Source organism: Pseudomonas sp. GW821-FHT02A11, assembly GCF_059421985.1.
Window position 1 is genome coordinate 1 of record NZ_JBWKWB010000044.1, and the last position, 24,203, is coordinate 24,203.

Annotated in this window: 6 protein-coding genes; 3 read left to right on the top strand and 3 right to left on the bottom strand. The window is 64.4% G+C overall.

Annotated elements, in window-relative coordinates; genetic code table 11:
* The 3 genes from AC07V9_RS29040 to AC07V9_RS29050 all read left to right on the top strand — a co-directional run.
* The coding region (locus tag AC07V9_RS29040) for a phosphopantetheine-binding protein (RefSeq protein WP_495019061.1) at nt 1–871 on the top strand (871 nt) is incomplete at its 5' end.
* Nucleotides 872–1,181: 310 nt separating this feature from the next.
* The gene (locus AC07V9_RS29045; RefSeq protein WP_495019062.1) at nt 1,182–13,133 is read left to right on the top strand and encodes an amino acid adenylation domain-containing protein; all 11,952 of its coding nucleotides are present in this window, start codon (nt 1,182–1,184) and stop codon (nt 13,131–13,133) included.
* 61 nt (nt 13,134–13,194) lie between these two features.
* On the top strand, nt 13,195–14,151 hold the full coding sequence (locus AC07V9_RS29050; RefSeq protein WP_495019063.1) for an alpha/beta hydrolase: 957 nt from the start codon (nt 13,195–13,197) through the stop codon (nt 14,149–14,151).
* An 803-nt stretch (nt 14,152–14,954) separates the two neighbouring features.
* Here the strand turns inward: AC07V9_RS29050 and AC07V9_RS29055 are convergent.
* From AC07V9_RS29055 to AC07V9_RS29065, 3 genes are all read right to left on the bottom strand, one after another.
* Nucleotides 14,955–17,483 carry a TonB-dependent siderophore receptor gene (locus tag AC07V9_RS29055; RefSeq protein ID WP_495019064.1) on the bottom strand — a complete coding sequence of 843 codons (2,529 nt, stop codon included), beginning with the start codon at nt 17,481–17,483 and terminating at the stop codon, nt 14,955–14,957.
* Nucleotides 17,484–17,663: 180 nt separating this feature from the next.
* Nucleotides 17,664–20,849 (bottom strand): non-ribosomal peptide synthetase, encoded by a 3,186-nt coding sequence (locus tag AC07V9_RS29060; RefSeq protein ID WP_495019065.1) that lies wholly within the window; start codon nt 20,847–20,849, stop codon nt 17,664–17,666.
* A gap of 8 nt (nt 20,850–20,857) precedes the next feature.
* The coding region (locus tag AC07V9_RS29065; RefSeq protein ID WP_495019066.1) for a condensation domain-containing protein at nt 20,858–24,203 on the bottom strand (3,346 nt) is incomplete at its 5' end.

Below are 24,203 nucleotides of genomic sequence, written 5' to 3' on the forward strand. Positions count from 1 at the left end.
CGCAGGTCGCAGCATCTACCTGTTGGACGACAGCGGCTTACCTGCACCGGTGGGCGTGGTCGGCGAACTGCTGATCGGCGGCGAGCTGTTGGCTCGCGGCTATTTCAACCGCCCAGGCCTGAGTGCCGAACGCTTCCTGCCCGACCCCTTCAGCAGCTCCGGTGGCCGCCTGTATCGCACGGGCGATCTGGCCCGCTACAACGCAGACGGCGTCATCGAATACGTCGGCCGAATCGACCATCAGGTGAAGATCCGTGGCTTTCGCATCGAGCTGGGCGAGATCGAAGCGCGGCTGGCGGAACAGGATGCCGTGCGCGACACGCTGGTGGTCGCGCAACCGGGTAACAATGGCCTGCAATTGGTGGCCTACGTGGTGCCAACTGACACGTCGAAAGCCGGCGCCAATGCCGAACAACACGCCGAACTGAGAGAACGTATCAAGGCGCAACTGCGCGAAACCCTGCCGGACTACATGATCCCGGCCTACATTCTGTTCCTCGAAAAAATGCCCCTGAGCCCCAACGGCAAAATTGATCGCAAGGCCCTGCCCAAGGCCGACGCCAGCCAGTTGCAGCACGGCTACATCGCCCCGCACACCGCACTGGAAAAGCAACTCGCCGCTATCTGGCAGGACGTGCTGGAACTGGATCAGGTTGGCCTCAACGATCACTTCTTCGAGCTGGGCGGGCATTCGTTGCTGGTGATGCAAATCGTCTCCCGCGTGCAACTGGAAGCCGGCCTGCCCATGGCCCCGCAGCACCTGTTCCAGCACCCGACCCTCGCATCCTTGGCCAATCACCTGCAACAACACGCCAGCCCCATCGATACCCACAAGCTGAGCGCGCTGGAAGCGATGTTCGACGATCTGTAAAACACGCGAACGTTGTCGATGCGCGATGCCTTTGATTCTGGCCAAAAGCTGTGGGAGCCGGCTTGCTGGCGAATGCGGACTGTCCGCCGCATGGCCGTCGACTGACCCACCGCTTTCGCCAGCAAGCCGGCGCTCACCGGTTCGCGGACAGCTGCGATGACGCCAGCAACTCCCCGCTAAATCTCGCCCGCCACGCTTCGTTCTTTTGAGAACGCTTATTCACTCCGTGCACGGCAACGAGATCGATCATGACCCCATTGACCCCCACCCTTGACCGCGACCTGCTGATCACTCAACGGGGGGCTGTGTAATGGACCGGATCGCTGCCGCGCGGATTGCCCGTCGCTTCATCACCCTGCCGCTGGACAAGCGTCGCCAGTTCCTCGACAAGATGCTCGCCGAGGGTGTGTCGCCGGCCAACCTGCCGATCCCCGAGGTGCAATCGGAATACGCTGAGCTGCCGCTGTCCTTCGCTCAGGAGCGGCAATTCTTCCTCTGGCAACTGGACCCGCACAGCGCCGCCTATCACATCCCCAGCGCCCTGCGTCTGCGCGGGCCGCTGGACGTGCCGGCGCTCAATCACGCCTTCAATCGTCTGATTGCCCGCCACCAGAGCCTGCGCACCACCTTCATCCAGACCGACAACGGCGTGCATCAGCGCATCGCCGCCGAGCAGACCTTGCCGATCAGTGTCGATGAACTGGCGCAACGGGACGCCGATGTCGAGGCGCAGATCAAAACCTACGTCGAACAGGCGGTCGGTGAATTGTTCGATTTGCACAACGGCCCGCTGCTGCGGGTGAAGCTACTGCGCATCGATCACGACGAACATGTGCTGGTGCTGACCCAGCACCACATCGTCTCCGACGGCGCATCGATGCAGGTGATGGTCGGCGAGCTGGTCGAGCTGTACGCCGCAGCCTGCCTGAATCAGCCGGACGCCCTGCCCGAGCTGAGCATTCAATACGCCGACTACGCCATCTGGCAACGCCACTGGATGGACGCCGGTGAGCGCGAACGGCAACTGGCCTACTGGACTGCGCGCCTGGCCGGCGAACAGCAGGTGCTGGAATTGCCGCTGGATCACCCGCGCCCGGCCACTCAAAGCCATCGCGGTGCAAGCCTTGACGTCGAGTTCGACGGCGCCCTCAATCGCGCCCTCAAGCTACTGGCGCAACGGGAAAACGTCACGCCGTTCATGCTCTTGCTGGCAGCGTTCCAGACCCTGCTGCACCGCTACAGCCGCCAGAGCGAGATCAGCGTCGGCGTGCCCAACGCCAACCGCAACCGGGTGGAAACCGAGCGTCTGCTGGGCTTTTTCGTCAACACTCAGGTGCTGCGCAGCCGTTTCGACAGTCAGACGAGCTTTCGCGACTTGCTGCAACAGGTCCGCCAGCACGCGCTGGACGCCCAGGCCCATCAGGACCTGCCCTTCGAGCAACTGGTCGAGGCGCTGCATCCGCAACGCAGCCTGAGCCACAACCCGCTGTTCCAGGTGATGTACAACCACCAGAGCGCTGGCAAGGCCGAGGCGGCCCAGGACACGCCGCTGCAGGTCGAGGACCTGAACTGGGACAACCCGACGTCGCAGTTCGACCTGACCCTCAACACCTTCGATTCCGACGACGGCCTGATTGCTTCCTGGACCTGGGCCACCGACCTGTTCGAAGCCAAGACCGTCCAGCGCATGGCGCAGCACTTCCACGCACTGCTGCGGGCCATCGTCGAAGATCCCGCTCAGCGTATCGGCGAACTGCCGCTGCTGGACGCCAACGAACAACAGCGCACTATCGCGCAGTGGAACCCGCAGCCGCTCGAGCGCCAGTGCACGGGCAGCTTGCATCGGCTGATCGAAACCCAGGCTGCTCGTGCCCCCGATGCGATTGCGCTGACCCTGGGTGATGAGCACCTGAGCTACGACCAGCTCAACCGTCGCGCCAACCGCCTGGCCCATCGCCTGATCGCCGCAGGCGTCGGCCCGGAGGTGCGCGTGGGTCTGGCCAGCGACCGCAGCCTGGAGCTGATCATCGGTCTGTTGGCGATCCTCAAAGCCGGCGGCGCCTATGTGCCGCTGGACCCGAGCTATCCCCAGGAGCGTCTGGTGTTTCTGATCCAGGACAGCGGCATTGCCCTGCTGCTGGCTGAGGACGGTGCGCTGGCGCGTTTGCCGGTGCCTGCGGATGTGCAAGTTCTCTCCCTCACCATGCAAGCCTGTAGGAGCGCGCTTGCCCGCGATTGCAGTGTGTCAGCCAACACTGATGCGGCAGATCATCCCCCATCGCGAGCAAGCGGGCGCCTACAGGAGAGCAACGGCGATGCCGCTGACGAGCAAAACCCCGACATCAGCATCGACCCGCAAAACCTCGCCTACGTCATCTACACCTCCGGCTCCACCGGCCAGCCCAAAGGTGCGCTGCTGACCCACCACAACGTGCTGCGCCTGTTCAAGAGCACCGAGGCCTGGTTCGATTTCGGCCCGAATGATGTCTGGAGCCTGTTCCACTCCTACGCCTTCGACTTTTCTGTGTGGGAGATTTTCGGCGCGCTGCTGTATGGCGGGCGGCTGGTCATCGTCCCGCATGCGGTCAGCCGTTGCACCGAAGATTTCTACGCCCTGCTCTGCGAGCAAGGCGTCACCGTGCTCAACCAGACGCCGTCGGCGTTCAAGCCGCTGCAACAGGTGGCCTGCCGCGAGCGACGCGCCGAACTGGCCCTGCGCTACGTGGTGTTCGGTGGTGAGGCCTTGGAAGTACAGAGCCTGCGCCCTTGGCTGGAGCTGTTCAGCGGCGCACACACCGCCAGAAACACGCCACAACTGATCAACATGTATGGCATCACCGAGACCACGGTCCACGTCACCTGGCGGCCGATCAGCCTCGCCGACCTGCACCAGGACGCTGCCAGCCCCATCGGCGCGCCCATCGAGGACTTGTCCTGGTACGTGCTCGACAGCCAGCTCAACCCGGTGCCGAAAGGCTGTATCGGTGAGCTGCACGTCGGCCATCAAGGCGCTGCCCAGGCCGGTCTGGCGCGGGGGTATCACAACCGTAGCGACCTGACCGCCACGCGTTTCATTCCTGACCCGTTCAGCACCTGCGGTGGGCGGCTGTACCGCACTGGTGATCTGGCGCGCTACCGCAACGACGGCAGCATCGAATACGTCGGCCGTATCGATCAGCAGGTGAAGATTCGTGGTTTCCGTATCGAACTGGGCGAGATCGAAGCCCGTCTGCTGCTGCACCCGGCGATCCGCGAAGTCGCCGTTGTGGCCGCGGACGGCGCCAGCGGCGCGCAACTGGTCGCGTATCTGGTGGCCAATGATGGCGACGACAGCGCACTTCGCGAGTCGATCAAGACGCATCTCAAGGCCCGCCTGCCGGATTACATGGTCCCGGCACATCTGCTGTTCCTGGATCAACTGCCGCTGACCGGCAACGGCAAGCTCGACCGCCAAGCCCTGCCCGCCCCCGATGCTCGCCAGCAACAGGCGGACTACCGGGCGCCGCGCACGGCGTTCGAGCAGCAGGTCGCCGACATCTGGTGCGAAGTGCTCAAGGTCGAGCGCGTCGGCCTGGACGACAACTTCTTCGAGCTCGGCGGCCATTCGCTGTTGGCCACGCAAATCGTCTCGCGCCTGCGTCAGGCGCTGGACGTGCAGGTGCCGTTGCAGACCCTGTTTGCCCACAGCACCCTGCACGCCTTCGTCGAGGCGCTGGACGTCAAGCCGGCCGTCGTTTCAGACATTCCGCTGGCCGACCGTCGCCAGCCGCTGGCACTGTCCTATGCCCAGGAGCGCCAGTGGTTCCTCTGGCAACTGGACCCGCTGAGCAGCGCCTACAACATCCCCACCGCCCTGCGTCTGCGCGGCGCGCTGGACATCGCGGCGCTGGAGCGCAGCTTCAACCACCTGATCGCCCGCCACGAAACCCTGCGCACCACCTTCGCCCAGGTGGATGAACGCAGTGTGCAGGTGATCCACGCCGAGCAGGCTCTGCGCATCGGTCGTGAGACCCTCGATCAGATCGACGACGAGCACACCCGCCAGTTGCACATCGAGGCGTTCATTCAACGCGCCAACCGCGGACTGTTCGACCTGGAGCACGGCCCGCTGCTGCGGGTAAAGCTGCTCAGCGTCGCCGACGACGAGCATGTGCTGGTGCTGAGCCAACACCATATCGTCTCGGATTTCTGGTCGATGCAGGTGATGGTCAACGAACTGATCGAGCTGTACGCCGCCGAGACTCAACATCGCGACGCCGCGCTGCCGCCCATGGCCGTGCAGTACGTCGACTACGCGATCTGGCAACGACAGTGGATGGACGCTGGCGAGCGCGAAAAACAACTGGCGTACTGGTCAGCGCAACTGGGGGATGAGCAACCGGTGCTGGAGCTGCCGCTGGACCGTCCACGCCCGGCGCAGCGCAGTTATCGTGGTGCGCATCTGGACATCGACCTTGGCGACGACACCGCCGCCGCCCTCAAGCGCCTGGCCCAGCAGCACAACGTCACGCCGTTCATGCTGTTGCTGGCTTCGTTCCAGACCCTGCTGCATCGCTACAGCGGCCAGTCCGACATTCGCGTCGGCGTGCCGATCGCCAACCGCAACCGGGTGGAAACCGAAGGCCTGATCGGCTTCTTCGTCAACACCCAGGTACTCAAGGCGCAGTTCCGCCAGCGCCTGAGTTTCAGCGAGCTGCTGCAACAGGTTCGACAAACGGCCCTCGACGCCCAGGCCCATCAGGACCTGCCGTTCGAGCAATTGGTGGACGCCCTGCAACCGGAGCGCAGCCTCAGCCACAGCCCGTTGTTTCAGGTGATGTACAACCACCAGAACGGCAGCAAGAGCGACAGCCAGCCTGCAAAAACGCTGCCGGGGCTAAGCATCGAAGGGCTGATGACCGAGGATCAGAGTGCGCAGTTCGACCTGACCCTCAACACCTTTGAATCCGACACCACGCTCGCCGCCAGCTTCACCTACGCCACCGACCTGTTTGACGCCGCGTCCATCGCGCGCATGGCGCGGCACTGGCAGGCACTGCTGCAGAGCCTGATCGCCGACCCGCAACAGCCGGTGGCCGAACTGCACCTGCTCTCGGCTGACGAACAGCACACCCTCATCGAGGGCTGGAACGACACCGCCGCGCGCTTTGATCTGCACACCCCGGTGCAGCGCCTGATCGAGGCCCAGGTGCAGGCCACCCCGGACGCCATCGCGCTGATCTTCGGCGGGCAACCACTGAGCTATCGCCAGCTCGACCAGCGCGCCAACGCCCTGGCCCACAGGCTGATCGAGTCGGGTGTCGGCCCGGACGTGTTGGTGGGCATTGCCGTCGAGCGCTCCGTGGAAATGGTCGTGGGCCTGCTGGCGATCCTCAAGGCCGGCGGGGCCTATGTGCCGCTGGACCCGGAGTACCCGCGCGAGCGGCTGGCCTACATGATCGAGGACAGCGCAGTCAGCCTGTTGCTGACCCAGAGCCATCTGCATGGGCAATTGCCTGTGCCGCAGCACCTGCCGGTGCTGGCCCTCGATACGCTGGATCTGCGCAGCTATCGCACCGACAGCCCGCAGGTGCAGGTCGATCCGGAAAACCTCGCCTACGTGATCTACACCTCGGGTTCCACCGGCAAACCGAAAGGCGCAGGCAACCGTCACACCGCGCTAACCAACCGTCTGCACTGGATGCAGCAGGCCTACGACCTGACAGCCCGCGACACGGTGTTGCAGAAAACCCCGTTCAGCTTCGACGTGTCGGTGTGGGAGTTCTTCTGGCCGCTGATGACCGGCGCCCGTCTGGCCGTGGCAGCGCCGGGGGATCACCGCGACCCGGCCAGGCTGGTCGAACTGATCCGCGAGCACCACGTCACCACCCTGCACTTCGTGCCGTCGATGCTGCAGGCCTTCCTGCTCGACCCGGATGTCACGGGCTGCACAAGCCTCTCGCGTATCGTCTGCAGCGGTGAAGCACTGCCAGTGGATACGCAACAGCAGGTGTTCGCCAAACTGCCTAATGCCGGGTTGTTCAACCTCTACGGCCCGACCGAAGCGGCCATCGACGTCACACACTGGACCTGCCGCGAAGAAGGCCGCGATGCGGTACCGATCGGTCAACCGATTGCCAACCTGCGCACCTACGTGCTCGACGCCGAGCTGCAACCGGTGCCCGTCGGCGTGATCGGCGAGCTGTACCTGGGCGGCATCGGCCTGGCCCGTGGTTATCACCGCCGTGCGGCGCTGACCGCCGAGCGTTTCGTCACCAGCCCATACGGCGACGGCGAACGCCTGTACCGCACCGGCGACCTCGCCAGCGCCCGTGCCGACGGCGTGATCGACTATCGCGGGCGCATCGATCATCAGGTGAAAATCCGCGGCCTGCGCATCGAATTGGGTGAAATCGAAACCCGCCTGATGGAGCTGGAGTCGGTACGCGAAGCAGTGGTGATTGCCGCCACAGGGCCGACTGGTCAGCAACTGGTGGGCTACGTCGTGCCCAACGAGCGCGCCGCCCGCCTGTCCCATGACGAGCTGCGCGAATACCTGAAAACCCGCCTGCTGGCGAACCTCGCTGACTACATGGTGCCGAGCCTGTGGCTGTTCCTCGAACAGCTGCCGCTGAGCCCCAACGGCAAGCTCGACCGCAAGGCCCTGCCGGCGCCGGATGTCAGCCAATCGAGCAAGGTTTACGTGGCGCCACGAAGCGCGACCGAGCAGGCGTTGGCGAACATCTGGCAGGACGTGTTGAAGATCGAGCGGGTCGGTCTCACCGACAATTTCTTCGAACTGGGCGGCGACTCCATCGTGTCGATCCAGGTGGTCAGCCGTGCGCGGCTGGTCGGCATCGGCATCACCCCCAAAGACCTGTTCCAGCACCAGACTGTACAAGCCCTGGCCAGCGTGGCCCGCAGTGGCGACGAAACTCAGGTGGATCAAGGCCTGTCGGTCGGCTCGATGCCGCTGCTGCCGATTCATCGGGTGTTCTTCGACACCGACATCCCCGAGCGCCAGCACTGGAACCAGTCGGTGCTGCTGGAACCGCGCCAGCCCCTCGACGCCGAGGTGCTGGAGCAGGCCTTGCGAGCCATGGTCGAGCACCACGATGCCCTGCGCCTGACCTTCAGCCAGCACGGCGGCGAATGGTTCGCCGATTACCGGCCGCTGGCGACCCTGCAGGCCGACTGGCAACAGGCGCCGCTGCTGCAACGCGCCAACGGCACCCTGAACGACCTCGACGCCTTGGCCAACCAGACCCAGCTCAGCCTGGACCTGAGCCATGGCCCGCTGTTGCGCGCCTTGTTGGTTGACCTGCACGGCGGCGGTCAGCGCCTGCTGCTGGTGATCCATCACCTGGCAGTGGACGGCGTGTCGTGGCGGATACTGTTCGAAGACCTGCAAGCGGCGTATCAGCAACTGCAAAACGCTCAGCCGCTACAATTGCCGAGCAAGACCAGCGCCATCCAGACCTTCGCCGAACGGTTGCAAGACCACGCCCGCGACGGCGCGCTGCAGCAGCAACTCGATTACTGGCAGAAGCAACTCAATGGCGCCCCGATCGACCTGCCAGTGGACAACCCACAAGGCAGCTTGAGCAACCGCCACGGCCGCAGCCTGCAAACCCGCCTGAGCAAGGCGCTGACCCGGCAACTGCTGCAGGATGCCCCGGCGACCTACCGCACGCAGATCAACGACCTGCTGCTGACCGCCCTCGCCCGCGTCATCACCCGCTGGACCGGACACGCCAGCAGCCTGATCGAATTCGAAGGCCATGGCCGCGAAGAGCTGTTCGACGGCGTCGACCTGACCCGTACTCTCGGCTGGTTCAGCAGCCTGTATCCGGTGCAACTGACCCCGACTGCTGACCTTGGCGAATCGATCCAGCAGATCAAGGAGCAACTGCGCGCGGTGCCTAACCGTGGCATCGGCTACGGCGCCCTGCGCTACCTGGGTGATGGGCAGGCGCAACAGACCCTGAACGCCCTGCCGACACCACGCCTGACCTTCAACTATCTGGGCCAGTTCGACGCCAGCTTCGACAGCCATGACGACAGCGCCATATTCATCCCGGCCCATGAAAGCACTGGCCAGGAGCAGCACCCGGACGCGCCGCTGGGCAACTGGCTGACCCTCACCGGGCAGGTGTTCGGCGGCGAGCTGAGCCTGAGCTGGGGCTACAGCGAAGACCTGCATCGCGCCGACACCATCCAGGCGCTGGCCGATGACCTGCAACAGGAACTGACCGCGCTGATTACCCATTGCTGCGCCGGCCAGCACACAGGCGTCACGCCGTCGGACTTCCCGCTGACCAACCTGACCCAGGCGCAACTGGACCGTTTGCCGGTGAACCCGGCGCTGATCGAAGACCTCTACCCGCTGTCGCCGATGCAACAAGGCATGCTGTTCCACACCCTGGAAGCCGCCGAGGCCGCGCTGTACGTGAACCAGATGGCGGTGCCGGTGCAAGGCCTGGACAGCGAACGTTTCGTCGCGGCATGGAACAGCGTGATCCAGCGCCATGAGATCCTGCGCACCGGTTTCTGGGCCGACAACGCCCTGAGCGAGCCACTGCAACTGGTCTACCGCCATGCCCCGCTGACCGCGCGCATACTGGACTGGCAAGACCGCGAGGTCAGCGATACCGATCTCGACACCCTGGCCACTGCCGACTGCGCCGAAGGCTTCGACCTGCTGACCGCACCGCTGACCCGCCTGACGTTGGTGAAGCTGGGCGAAGACCGTCTGCACTTGATCTGGACCAGCCACCACATCCTTATGGACGGCTGGTCAAATTCGCGGCTGCTGGGGGAAGTGTTCGCCCTGTACAACGGCCAACCTCAAGCTGAAAAGCGTGGTCAGTACCGCGATTACATTCAGTGGTTGAGCCAGCACTCGGGCGATCACCTGCAACGCTTCTGGCAGGACAAGTTGCGCGGCTTCGAAGGCCCGACCACCCTGGCGTCCAGCTTCGCACCGCGCCCGCCCGCCCACCTGCAAGGCCACCACGCGCTGTACCTGAACTGGGACGCCGCACAAACCGGGCGCCTGCGCGAACGTGCGCAACAGCTGCGGGTGACCGCCAACACGCTGATTCAGGCGACTTGGCTGTTGCTGCTGCAACGCTACACCGGCCAGCAAAGCCTGTGCTTCGGGGCCACGGTGGCCGGGCGTCCGGCCAGCCTGCCGGGCTCGGAAGACATGCTCGGGCTGTTCATCAACACCCTGCCGATCATCCAGAGCCCGCAGCCGCAACAGCGTCTGGCCGACTGGCTGCAACAGCTGCAGAACGACAACCTGGAAGTGCGCGACCACGAACACGCGTCCCTCGCCGACGTGCAGCGCTGGGCTGGCCAAGGCGGCCAGGCGCTGTTCGACAGCATCATCGTCTTTGAAAACTACCCGGTGGACGAGCGCCTGCAGGAAGCCGGACAGGATCGCCTGCAGTTCGGCGAGGTCAACAACCGCGACGTCACCCACTTCGCCATGGACCTGGCGATCCAGCTTGGCGAATGCCTGCAGATCGAGTTCCTGTACCTGCGCAACCGATTCACCGAAGCCGCCACCGGGCAGATCCGCCGTAGCTTCGAGCAGTTGCTGACAGCGATGCTCGACAACCCCGACGCAACGTTGGGCAGCCTGAACATGCTCAGCGCCGACGAGCAAGCGCAACTGGCAGCGCGCAACCAGATGCTGCCTGCACCCACAGCGCCGAAGCTGCTGGCCGAGGTCATTCAGGGGCACGCCCTCGAACGTCCGGATGCGGTGGCGGTGGTCTGCGCCGAGCAGCAACTTACCTACGCCGAGCTGGATTCGCGCGCCAACCAATTGGCCCATCACCTGATCGCCCAGGGCGTCGGCCCGGAAGTCTGCGTGGGTATCGCCCTGGAGCGTTCGGTGGAGGTGATGGTCGCCTTCCTCGCGGTGATGAAAACCGGTGGCGCCTATGTGCCGCTGGACATCGACTACCCCCGTGATCGGGTGAAATGGGTCGTCGAGGACTCGAAGATGGCCGTGCTGCTGACCCAGCATAGCCTGCGCGAACGCTTTGCAGACGTTGGTAATGCAACGCTGATCGAGCTGGATCGTCTGACGCTGGACAGCCTGCCGTCTTCCTGCCCTGCGGCCCGTGCGCTGGGGGACAACCTCGCCTACCTGATCTACACCTCAGGTTCCACCGGCATGCCGAAGGGCGTTGCGGTGTCCCACGAACAGATCCGCATGCACTGCCTGGCCATCGCCGAACGCTACGAGATGGACGCCAACACTCGCGAGCTGCTGTTCATGTCGTTCGCCTTCGACGGCGCCCAGGAACGCTGGCTGTCGACCCTGCTCAGCGGCGGACGGCTGGTGGTGCGCGAGAACCGCCTGTGGACGCCGGAAGAAACCTGGCACGCCCTGCACGCCCACGGCATCAGCATCGCCTGCTTCCCGCCGGCTTACCTGCAACAACTGGCCGAGTTCGGCGAAAGCGTGGCCCAGCAACCGCCGCCGGTGCGCATCTACTGCTTCGGCGGGGACGCCGTGGCCGAGGCCAACTTCGAGCTGGTCAAGCGCACGCTCAAGCCGCAGTACCTGACCAATGGCTACGGCCCGACCGAAACCGTGGTCACGCCGCTGCTGTGGAAAGTCGCTGCCAGCGAGACCTGCGGCGCGGTGTACGCGCCGATCGGCACGCGCATCGGCCAACGCACCCTGTACGTGCTCGATGAACAGCTCAATCCGGTGCCGGATGGCGTCGCTGGCGAGCTGTACATCGGTGGCCAGGGCGTTGCCCGTGGCTATCACCAGCGACCAGGACTGAGCGCCGAGCGTTTTGTTGCCGACCCGTTCAGCACAGATGGCGGCAGGCTCTACCGCACCGGCGACCGGGTACGCCAGCGCACCGATGGGGTGATCGACTACCTCGGTCGGCTGGACAACCAGGTCAAGATTCGCGGCTTCCGCATCGAGTTGGGCGAAATCGAATCGCGCCTGCGTGATTGCACCGACGTGCAGGACGCCGTGGTGGTGGCCCGCGACACGGCCGGCGGCAAGCAATTGATCGGCTACGTCGTCGCGGCAATGGCCAGCCACCTTGGCGAGCGCTTGCGCAGCGTATTGCAGGCCGACCTGCCGGATTACATGGTGCCCGCGCAGATCGTGGTGCTCGACGCCCTGCCGCTCAACCCCAACGGCAAGATCGACCGCAAGGCCCTGCCCGAGCCGGACTTCAAGGGCCGCGCCTTTGTCGCCCCGCGCAACGCTGTGGAACAGAAGCTGGCGGCGATCTGGCAGGAGGTGCTGGAAGTCGAGCAGATCGGCGTCACCGACAACTTCTTCGAGCTTGGCGGCGACTCGCTGCGGGTGCTCAAGGTGCTGTCGAAAGTACGTGCCCAGGCGGATCTGGGGATCGAGCTGAAACTGCGCGACATGATCGGCAAGCCGACCATCGCCGAGCTGTCAGGCTACGAAGAAGCGTCCACCCGCCTTGATCCGCTGTTGCTGCTCAACAGCGCGGTGAGCGACCAGCGCCCGCTGTTCTGCCTGCACGCAGGCTTCGGCACAGTGTTCGACTACGAGCCACTGGCCCGTCGTCTCGACGACCAGCGCAGCGTGTACGGCCTGCAATGCCGAATGCTGCTGGACCACCAGTGGGACGATGAATCACTGGATGCCATGGCCATCGACTACGCCCAGTACATCCGCCAGAAACAGCCCCACGGCCCCTACCAACTGCTTGGCTGGTCCCTGGGCGGCACCCTTGCCGTGCTGGTGGCGGCGGAGCTGGAAAAACAGGGTCAGGCCGTGGAATTTCTCGGTTTGGTCGACAGCTACCTACCCTCGCCCGGGCAGGCTGACGGAGCGCCGGACTGGCGCGCTGACCTGCGCGGTTTCCTCGCGGTGATGCTGGGCGTCGAGGCCGAGGCGCTGCCAACGCTTGAGGTGACTGCCGAAATGCCTTCGCAGACGCTGGAGCAGTTGATCAACACCGTGCGCAACGAGTTCGCTCAAGGCTCGGTGTTTGCCCAGATCGGCAGCGAAGAATTGGCCCACACCTTCCGCGTGGCCATGCGCCTGAAAGCCCTGTCGCTGCAGCTTGAAGCCCTGCCGCCGACTCGCCAGTCGGCCCATTGCTGGTGGGCGAGCCAGGGTGCAAGCGATGAAGCCAACAGCCTCTCGGCAGCGCAGCTCAACCAACCGATCGCCGCCGGTCACTACGACATGCTCAAGCATCCGGCGCTGCTGCACGGGCTGATTCAGGCCCTGCCGTACCCGGAGCCCGTCGCCGGTTGATTGATCGCCGCTGTCGACGGTCGGCAGCGGCTTACCCGTGATTCAGAACAAGGAATAGATGATGCCCCTGGACCCCGATCTCGAAGGTTTTCTGGAACTGGCGCAAATGGGTCGCCTGACCGGCAAGAGCCAGGCCATGCACGACCTGAGCGTCGAACAGGCCCGCGCACAGTTCGAAGCCACCTCGCAGATCCTCGACCCCGCACCTCCCGCCAGCGTCGACGTCACCACGCTGACATTCACTGCCCGCGACGGCCACTCTCTGGCTGCGCGGCTGTACCGTGGCAACAACGCGGCGGTCGGTGCGCTGCCGGTGATTCTGTATTTTCACGGTGGCGGTTATGTGGTCGGCAGCCTCGACTCCCATGACTCGATCTGCCGCCACCTCGCCGCTGCCGGCACCCACGCGGTGCTGGCTCCCGAGTACCGTCTGGCGCCGGAAGCGCCCTTCCCCACGGCCGTGTTCGATGCCATCGACGCGGCCAACTGGCTGGCGGAACAGGCAAGTGCGCTGAACGTGGACAATCGTCAGGTGAGCCTGGCCGGCGACAGCGTCGGTGCGACCCTCGCGACCGTGCTGGCAATCACTGCCGCGCGTGAGCCGGTGCTATTGCAGCTCAAGCCGGTAGCGCAGTTGTTGTTTTACCCGGTGACCGATTGTTCGCAGACGCGTGATTCGCACCAGCGATTCGCCGAGAACTATCTGCTGGAAAGCCAAACGTTGCAGTGGTTTTACCAGCATTACTGCGCAGCGCCGCAGCAGCGTCATGACTGGCGTGCCTCGCCCTTGTTGACCCCTGATCTCCCCGCCCTGGCCCCGGCTTATGTGAGTCTGGCTGAGTACGATCCGCTGTACGACGAGGGGCTGGCTTATGCCAAGTTGCTGGAGGCCACGGGTACGGCTGTCACACTCGATGTGCAGGAGGGGTTAACCCATGATTTTCTGCGGATGACCGGGATTAGCACCGCGATTGCGGGGGTTTATGCGGGGGTTGGGGAGTGGTTGGTGATGCGTTGAGGTTTGGCGGATCGGATGTATGTCTGGCATATTGCCGGGGGGGCGGCTCTCGCGGCATCCCTGCCGCTCTGCCCACTGCGCATCTCCTGCGTTCGGCCTGCACCCAAGTCGCGTTTTGCGGCGTCTGATCTTTCGCGTACGAAGATCAAGATCAAAAGCGAATGCGGATCTCAGCTTCGCCTCGATCCCCCTGTAGGAGCAGTCGGAGGTTACGACGGCCGCGAAAGCGGTGGATCAGCTAAAGATGTTGTGTCTGACACGCCGCCTTCGCGGCCGTCGTAACCTCCGACTGCTCCTACAGGTATTGCGTCGTACCCAAACCCTCGGCCAGACACAAGCCCCTGTAGCAGCACGACTTGCCGGCGGTGGCGTCCGCGAAATCGCCACCGCCGGCAAGCCGGACTGCTACAGAAAAAATCGCGTCGTAAATCCAACCGCGATCAGCCAGACACACCGCCCAAAAAACCAGGCCGGCCGGCAGGCCGCCTCGAACGCGGTTGATGTGGGGCCCCGTTCCAGCAGGCCGAATGCAGGTATTGCGCAGTGGGCACCGCGACAGGGACGTCGCGGTAGCCGCCCCCGGCCATGGATGGCCGATGGCGGCGGGCCCACGGAGCAATGCCGGAATGAGGGTACACCGAGCCTGGGCGAGGTGCCGTATGGTGGGAAAAGAGCCCTTGGCTGCTTTTGAGATAAAGAGGGGCGCTTTTCCAAGTAACTCGCCGGAGGCGAAACAAGCTGCGTTAGCAGCCATCGCGGTATATCAGACAAACATCAGTCGCTTTCAGATGACAAACAGGCGCTCACCAAAACCGCCCATGCAACGTCAACATCTGATTACGCGGCTCGCCGTAATAGTTGCCACTGTCCGACACCCCCACCGTAAAGTAGTACGTCTTGTCGAACAGATTATTGGCGTTGTACGTCAGGCTCCAATGCTCATCCAGCCGATACTCCACCATCATGTTCCAGATCCCGTACCCCGCCTGTTTGAAATCGTAATCCCTCGTCACTGGCGAACCCGAACTGTCCACCACCACATTCCCGTCCGCCCCTCGCACCGCCGCCGTGCCGCTGACGAACGTGGCGCTCTGGAAGTTCACCCCGCCCCCCACGCGAACATCGTTCAACGCCCCCGGCAATCGGTAGGTCGACCACAGCTTCACTGAATGCCGTGGCGTGATACTGCTGAAAGCCGTGTCCTGCGTGCGATCACGATTGAGGTTGAAGGTGTAGCCCGCCGACACGTTCCAGTCCGGCAGCACCTCGCCGCTGACCTCCATGTCCACTCCCCGGCTGACGACGTTCCCCTGAGTCAGGTAGCAACAGTTGCCGCCGAACAGCACCGACGTCGCCGGGTACTGCGGATCGAGCGCGGCCTGGTTGTCCTGCTCGGTGTAGTAAATGGCCAGCGAGGTGTTCAGACGGCCATCGAACAAGCCGCCCTTGAGCCCCACTTCATAGGTCCGGCCGATGGTTGGATCGATCGGTTTACCCGGCAGCGGGCCGCGCAGTTTGTCCTGCTGCGGCTTGAATATCTGCGAGTAGCTGACGTAGGTCGACCACTGATCGTCAAGGTCGTAGACCAAGCCGCCAAAGGGCACCAGTTTGGTCGGCTCACGCACGGCGATGTCCGATTGCACCTCCCAGGCATCGGTTGTTTCATTCAGCGCGCGGTAGGTCTGGGCGAACGCGTAGCGCTGGGCGCGGGCGCCGACGATCAGGTGCAAGGGTTCGGCCAGTTGCAAGCGCAGGGTCGAGTAGGCGCCGTACTGTTTCTGGGTGTTGGGCGAATAGTCGCGGGTGTAGTGCTTGTCGGTGGGCGGGTCGGTCCACGGCGTGGCGTCCGGGCCGAACACGTCCACCGGCTCATCGATGCCTTCAAGGGGCTGGGTGCCGCGCCAGCGACTGGTGATCTTCTGGTAGTCCACACCGAACAACCACTGGTGCTCCAGGCCGAACGCCGTGAACGGCCCGGACAGGTTGACGTCCCACAGCGTCTGGTCGCTGCTGTAGCGGCTGACCGCGCCATACCACAGCGAACCTTGCCGGGTGACCGGATCGACCGCGCCGAACGCTGAAGACGCCTTGGAAAGGCCGCTGTCCAGGGTACGGGTGTACGACAGATTGAGCTTCCAGTCGCCGCCCAGCTCCTGATCGAGTTTGGCGAACACCTCCTGGGAACGGCCGTCCAGATAGGCCCATTTCGAGGTCAGGTTGGTGTGCCGGGGCAGGCCCAAGTCTTCGCCCGTGCTGTAGCGCGGCAGCTCCGAGCCGTTGCCGTTTTCGTGGATTTCCTCGGAGCGCCCGCCCAGGGTCAGGCGCGTGTCGGGCAGGATGTCGGCTTCCAGCACGCCGTAGACCAGCGGTTTTTCCGTGCGGCTGATGTCGGTGAAGTACTGCTTGTTGGTGTACGCCGTGACCAGCCGTCCGCGCAGTTTGCCGTCGAACGCCAGGGGGCCGGTGACGTCGAGTTGCGTGTGGTGGTTGTCCCAGCTGCCGGTGGAGGCGTCGAAGGTCAGCTGATAGGTGTCCAGCGGACGCTTGCGCACCAGATTGATGATGCCGCCGGGATCGCCCGTGCCGCCGAACAGCCCGGACGCCCCGCGCAGCACTTCGATGTGGTCGAACTCGGCCAGCTCATAGGTCTTGTTGGAATAAAAGCTGCCCGCCGTGGTGCCCAGGGCCATGGGCGCAGCGCCGTCGATCTGGATGTTTTCGATGCTGAAGCCACGGGAATAGAAGCCCGGCAAGCGGTAATTGCCGTTCTGCACGGTGACGCCGGGGGTGGTCTTCATCGCATCGGCGAGGTCCACCAGATGCCGGTCCTGAAACGCCTGTTGCGTCACCACCGACACCGACTGTGGCACCTGACGCAGGCTGGTGGGGCTCTTGGAGCCGACGCTGGTCAGGTCGGTGGTGTAGGAACCGGTGTTCTCGGTCATCTCACCCATGCCCTGCCCTTTGATGGTCAGCAGGCCGATTTCGAGGGGCTCGGGCGCCGCGACCGGTGCGCTGAGGTAGATGGTGTCGGCTTCGATTCGCGCGACGATACCGGTGCCGTGCAACAGCACACCCAATGCCTTGGCGGGGTCGGTCTCATGCTGCACACCGCAGGCGCGCTTGCCCGAGACCAGATCCGCGCGATACAGCACCTGCAGCCCGCTCTGGCTGCTCAAGGCCGCCAGCGCCTGGTCCAGCGCCTGTGGCGCAATATTGATGTCCTGCAATTGGGCGAACCCGGGCAAGGCAAAGCTGGCGAGCAAAACGCCCGCACAGCCACGCGCCAGACGCCGTTGCATCGGCAGCCGCCGGTTGTCGTCGGATTTCATGGAATTGGGAAATACCCCTGCGCAATCGGCATAGAGTAGCCAGCGCAGGGGATGGAGTAAACAGGAAGACTTCTCATTACCGAATTGAATGAGAAGACTTCCTCGATCATCGAGCAGCCCGGCCTGTGGTCGACAGCGCCTTTGAGATCGCCACCGCCGGCAAGCCGGGCTGTTTCAGGTCTAGCTTTGCGCCCTGGCCTTCTCCAGCAACGCTGCCTTCTGCTCCGGCGTCATCGCATCCAGACGCAATCTTGCGTTTGCCAGCTTCTCCAGTTGCCCCGCCGCCCCTTCCTGCGCACGCAACACCTGCGCCAGCGCAGCGGGGCTCGGATGATCGAAGACCACACCCGGATGAATGTCGCACTGCAGCAGCTTGCGAATACCGGCCACCAGTTTGATCACCAGCAACGAATGCCCACCCGCGGCGAAGAAGTCCTGGGTCGCACTCAACCGCTCGATGCCCAGCAACTGCGCCATGCGCCCGGCCAGCAACGCTTGCAGGGCATCGCGGGGTTCGACGAAATCTTCAAGCGGCGCCGCCACCTGATAACCGCGCAACGCCTTGCGATCCACCTTGCCGTTGGGCAGTCGCGGCAAGCTCGGCAACACCTGAACCGCACGCGGCTGCATCACGGCCGGCAAGCGCAACGCCAGTTGGGCTTTGAGTTCGGCAGCGTCCAGCCGCGCAGCCGATCTTGCCACCACAAAGCCTTGCACCTCGCCGGATTCATTCAGCACCACCACCGCTTCACTGACATCCGCCAACGCCGCCAGCTGCGCTTCGATTTCGGCCAGCTCGATGCGGAAGCCGCGAACCTTGACCTGATCGTCGCGCCGCCCCTGCAGTTGCACCCCACCCTGCAGGCGATATCGGGCCAGATCTCCAGTGCGATACAGGCGCTCACCGGCCTGGAACGGGCTGTCGACAAAGGCCTCACGCCCGGCATTCAAATAACCCTGACAGACCTGGCGTCCGCCGATGTACAGCTCGCCCAACTCCCCCGGCGCGACCAGTTGCAGATGTGGGTTGAGCACGTACACCTGATTGCCCGGCAGCACCTGAGTCAGCGGCACGCCTGGTGGCTGATCGGTGGTGACTTCATGGACCAGCACGCCCACGGTGGTTTCCGTCGGGCCGTAGTGGTTGAACACGCGGCTCTGGCTGTTGAGCTCACGAATGCGCTGAACCAGCACCGGGGTCGGGGCTTCACCGCCGAGGATCACGGTATTTGGCAGCAGTGCCTGAGGCGAGTCGAGCAACGCGGCCAGATGCGACGGCACGATCTTCAGGCAGTCGATGCCCTTCTCGCGAATGAAGCCAGCGAACGCTTGTGGATCCTGTAGGGTTGCCTCATCGGCCACGTGCAGCGCCGCGCCGTTGAACAGCGCGCCGAACAGGGTGGTATTGCCCAGATCCGCCGCCACGGTGGAGCTGAGCGCGAAGTGACGGCAGCCCTGCAAATCGAGGGTCTGGCTGACGCCTGCGGTGTAATTGAGCAGGTGACGCTGCTCGATCACCACGCCTTTCGGCACGCCGGTGGAGCCCGAGGTGAACAGCACATAGGCCACGTCACTGCCCTGCCCTTGGTGCGCAGGACGCGCAGGCAACGCCGCGCCAGCCGCGATGGCCTGCTCGACACCGAGCACCTGAACCGCTTCGTCGAAGCGATCAGGCAGCCCGCGATCATCGGCCAGCAGCCACATGGCGCCGGCCTGTTCCAGCACCTGAGCCTGACGCGCCTGGGGCCATTGCGGGTCCAATGGCACGTAGGCCGCGCCCACCTTCCAGCTGGCGAGAATGGCCACAATCAGCGTCGCCGAACGTGGCACTGCCAAGCCAACGATACTGCCTGCCGCCACACCGGATTGCGTCAGTTGCGCCGCCAGTTGCGTGGCGCGCAGGTCCAGTTCGGCGTAGCTCAACGACTGCGCGCCGTCGACCAGCGCCAGCGCCTGCGGGGTGCTGCGCGCCCACTCGGCGATACGTTGCGGCAGCAGCGGGCCGTCGGCCAACTCCGCTGAAGAATTGAACGCCAACAGGCGCCCTCGTGCGAACTCATTGAGCAGTTCGAGCTCGCCTAGCGGCAGGTCGATCTGCTGGGGCAGGTGTTGCAGCAGGGTCTGGTAGTGCTCCAGCAACGCTTGCGCCGCCTGAGCGCAATAGCGCCCCGCAGCGTATTGCAGCGTCAGCGCCTGCACCGAGCCGTCGGCCGCTTCTTCAACCTCCAGCAACAACTCGAACGCCGCTCGCCCCAGACTGACAGGCTGCGCCGACCAAGACAGCCCAGCAACCTCTTGAGTCGTCCACTCTTGGCGCAGCGCAAAGCCATAAGCCGGGCTCGCCAGCTCCGGGTAAGCCTGGGCCGACCAGTATTCCTGCCAGGTGGCGTGTTGTTCGAGGCTGTCATTGAGCCCGTTCAGCCACTGCCCGAACGCTTGATCAGGTGCCACGCGCAGCACCAGCGGCAGGGTCTTTTCGAACAACCCGGCAGACGCGGCGAAGAACTCGTAATCGCGACGGGCATCGTGACGCCAGCCCACAGCAAACGCCTCGCGCCCGCTGATCCGTGCCAGCAACGCCCACCACGCGCCCTGCAGCAGACGATCCACAGCGATGCCACGCTGTGCAGACAAGGTGTTCAACGCCCTGCTGACGCCCATATCCAGCGCCACATGCAGCGCTGCCATTTCCCCGTTTGACGCCTCCTGCAGCCGATAGGGCAGATCCGGCGCCAGCGGCACGGCACCGTCCACCAGCACATGTTGCTGCCAGTAGTGCCGCGCTGTCTCGGCGTCTTCATCGAACAGCACTTCGCTGCGCCAGTCCAGGTATTGGCTGAATTGACCGGCGTCTTCGTCAACCGCCAGCGGGCCACGTTGATAAGCGGCCACCAGCTCGTCGGCCAGCAGCTTGACGCTGCTGATGTCGCCCAGATGCGCCGCCAGACTCAGTTGCAGATGCCACTGCTCAGCCTCGGAACGTTGCAGCAACGCCTGCAGACCGGCGTCGCCAAGCCCGGCCGGCTGTCGCTGCCAGGCACCGGCACGCAGCTCGACCACTTCCGCCTGGGCGATCTCATCGTGCACGGTCAGTGTGACGGCCTGCGCCGCCACACCCTGCACCTGACGCAGGCCGTGATAGCCCGGCACGCTGACAAAGCCGCTGGTCAGCAGCGGATGGCGCGGCACCAGGCTGTCCAGCGCCTGTTGCAGGCGAGCAACCTGCAGCGGGCCACGAATCTCCAGTAGCAGGCCATGGCTGACGTCCGCCCGGCGCGCGCCCTGTTCGATGGCGCTCAGGTGCTGTTGCTGCTCGGCGAGCAGGGCCTGGCCGACGTCGACGCTTTTGTGTTCTGCGGTGTTCATGGTCGTGCTCATGCCCCTGCGGTTTCCTTGTCTGTGGTGGTGTGGAGGGCGGCGGATGGCGCCTGCAACTGGCTGCGCTCGATCATTTCGCCCATGGCCACGACGATCTTGCGCGGGCCTTCGAAGGGATCGCGGGCGTGAGCCGCGAGCATGTTGTCGAGCAGGATGACGTCGCCTTTGTGCCAATCGAAACGCACCGCGCAGGCTTCATAGAGGTCGCCGATCAACTGCATCACCTCGTCCTCGATCGGCGTGCCGTCGCCGTAATAGACGTGGCGCGGCATGCGGTTTTCGCCGAACAGCGCCAGCAGGTCCTCGCGCACATCCGGGTCCAGGCAGTAGATGTGGTGCAACTGAACCTGATTGAAAAAGCTCTTCTCGCCGGTCAGTGGGTGACGAATCACCGCCGGGCACGGCGTGCGGATCTGCAGTTCGTCGTTGTCCAGCCAGGTCCAGTGAATGCCCGCCAGTTGGCAACGGGCCTCGACTTCAGCGCGCACATCGGTCTTGAAGAAGTGCTGCCACGACACGTCGAGTTTGTCGGCAAAGGTGCGCACGTAGAGCAGGCCCTTGCTCTCGAAACGCTCTTGCAACTCGGCGGGCAGGCGCTGGTACATCAGGCGGCAGTCGACCACCGGGGTCGCGCCACCCACCGGCGACGGCTGCTCGCAATAGAACATCTGTTTGCGCGGCCAGCGGTCCTGGTGGGAGCTCTCGTTATGGAAAAGAATCATCTTCTTCTCCGGGTAGGGCGTGGAGCGGTAGGTGTTCTTGCCGCCCTCCTTCTTCGGCAGGTCGCCGTACTGGCCGTACAGGCCCGGTTGCACGGCTTCGGCAAAGGCCTCGAAACCGTGGATGTCACGCAGGTTGAAGCCGCGGAAAAGAATGCCGGCGTGGTGCGAGAGCTTTTGCTCGATCAGCGGACGATTGGCCTTGACCCACTCCACCAGGTCCAGCCCCGGATCGGTGGGTTCCATCAGCAACGGAAACACCTGCCCGGGCACCAGTGGCGTTTCACGCATCAGCGCCACGGCCGGTCGGGCGACGCCCGCGCCCTGGGCTTTTTTCAGGAACTTGCCGAGTTTGTCGGCCTTGCCAGCGGGTGCCGCCGACGCGGCGGCCTGGGATACGGCTTGAGGTGTAGACACGTTGATCTCCCCTAAGGTGATGTTTGCCCGATCGTCGATTGCAGCCACGATCCGCTCGAGAATTGCGGTCCAGTCCTTGACCCACCCGGCAACGCGCTCACGGGTGAACAGGTCGGTCGCAAACTGCCAGGTGCCCAGCAGCCGGTCCGCCTCTTCATCGATGAACAGCGCCATGTCGAACTTCGAATACCCGCCACGTGTGTGCAGCACCTCGACGTCCAGGCCGTTGATCGAGGCGCTTTGCAGCGGCAGGTTGTTCATCACGAACAGCGCCTGCACCAGCGGGTTGTGGCCCCTGTGCCGGGGCACGCCCGCAGCCTCGTTGATCATGTCGAACGGCAGGTCCTGCTGCTCGAAGCCGTTGATCAGTGTTTGCTGCGCTGCGTTGAGGTAGTCGCCCAGAGGCTGACTGGCAGTGAAGCGCGAACGCAGCGGCAGGATGTTGACGAAGAATCCGATCAGCCCTTCCAGTTCCGGCTGCGTGCGACCCGCAACATCGGCGCCCACCAATACGTCGTCGCTGCCCGTAACGCGGTGCAGCAACAGCTGGAAGCTGGCGAGCAAGGTGCTGTAGAGGGTGACACCGGCCTTGCGCGACAGCGACTTGAGGTGCTGATACAAGGTCGGGTCGAGGGCGAAGCTGAAATCCTCACCGGCCTGGCTTGGGGACTGAGGCCGCGCAAAATCCGTGGGCAGGCGCAGCAGGCCGTCATGGCCGGCCAGCGCCTCGCGCCAGTAATCGGCCTGTTCAAGCAGGATGCCCGCTTGTTGCAGGTCCAGCTGCCAACGGGCGTAATCGGCGTATTGCACCGGCAACGGCACCAGTGGCGTGGCGTCGCCGGCCTGCAGGCGGGCGTAGATGTCTACGGTTTCATTGACCAGCAGCGACATCGACCAGCCATCGGAAATGATGTGGTGCATGGCGTACAGCAGCACATGTTCGTCCGCCGCCAGACGCAGCACCCGACCGCGCAGCAATGGCGCTTGCAACAGGCTGATCGGCTGACGGGCGTTGTCTTCGACGGCTTCGCTGACGCGGCGGTCCCGCTCTGCGCGCCCCTCTTCGGTACTACCCAGGTCCGACAGATCCTCCAGCGGCAGATCGACGGTCAGTTCAGCGCTGATCAATGCCAGCGGATCGCCCTCGTCATCGCTGACATAGGCAGTGCGCAGCACCTCATGGCGGCGCACCACTTCGTTCAGCGCGCGCACCAGCAGCGGCACCTGCAACTCGCCCCTCAGACGCACCGCCAGCGGCATGCCGTAGGCGCCGGAGGCCGACGACAGTTGCTCCACCACCCACAAGCGGCGCTGCACCAACGACAGGCTGGCTTCGCTGCGCGGGCCTGCGGCGAGCAGTTTTGGCACATCCTTGCGGGGTGCGCCTTCGGCGATCCGAGCAGCGAGCAATGCACTGAAGGCGCTCAGGGTCGGCGCGGCGAACAGGTCGCGCAGGGTCAGTTCACAGGCCAGCAATGGCTTGATCCGCGCCACCGCCTGGGTCGCCAGCAACGAATGCCCGCCCAGCTCGAAGAAGTGATCGTTGAGGCCAACCTGTTGCAGGTCCAGCACGTCCTGCCAGATGGCGGCGAGTTGCTTTTCCAGCTCCGTGCGGGGGGCGATGTAGCCGTGCTGCAACTGGCTGGCATCGGCCTTGGGCAGGGCCTTGCGGTCGATTTTGCCGTTGGGGCTCAGGGGCATTTTTTCGAGGAACAGGATGTAGGCCGGGATCATGTAGTCCGGCAGGGTTCCGCGCAGTTGCGCCTTGATGCGTTCTCTCAGTTCGGCGTGTTGTTCGGCATTGGCGCCGGCTTTCGACGTGTCATCAGGCACCACGTAGGCCACCAGTTGCAGGCCGTTATTGGCCGGTTGCGCGACCACCAGCGTGTCGCGCACGGCGTCCTGTTCCGCCAGGCGCGCTTCGATCTCGCCCAGTTCGATGCGGAAGCCACGGATCTTCACCTGATGGTCGATGCGGCCGACGTATTCGATCACGCCGTCTGCGTTGTAGCGGGCCAGATCCCCCGTGCGGTACAGGCGACCGCCGTTGCCGCTGAAGGGGTCGGGCAGGAAACGTTCGGCACTGAGCCCTGGGCGATTGAAATAGCCGCGAGCCAACAGCTCGCCGCCGATCACCAGTTCGCCGACCACACCGACCGGGGCGGGAAAGCCGCTGTCGTCCAACAAGTAAATACTGCGACCTGAA

Excerpts from the sequence above, each read along its gene's own strand:
- AC07V9_RS29045 (WP_495019062.1), top strand. The coding sequence starts at position 1,182 with ATGGACCGGATCGCTGCCGCGCGGATTGCCCGTCGCTTCATCACCCTG.
- AC07V9_RS29050 (WP_495019063.1), top strand. The coding sequence starts at position 13,195 with ATGCCCCTGGACCCCGATCTCGAAGGTTTTCTGGAACTGGCGCAAATG.
- AC07V9_RS29055 (WP_495019064.1), bottom strand. The coding sequence starts at position 17,483 with ATGAAATCCGACGACAACCGGCGGCTGCCGATGCAACGGCGTCTGGCG.
- AC07V9_RS29060 (WP_495019065.1), bottom strand. The coding sequence starts at position 20,849 with ATGAACACCGCAGAACACAAAAGCGTCGACGTCGGCCAGGCCCTGCTC.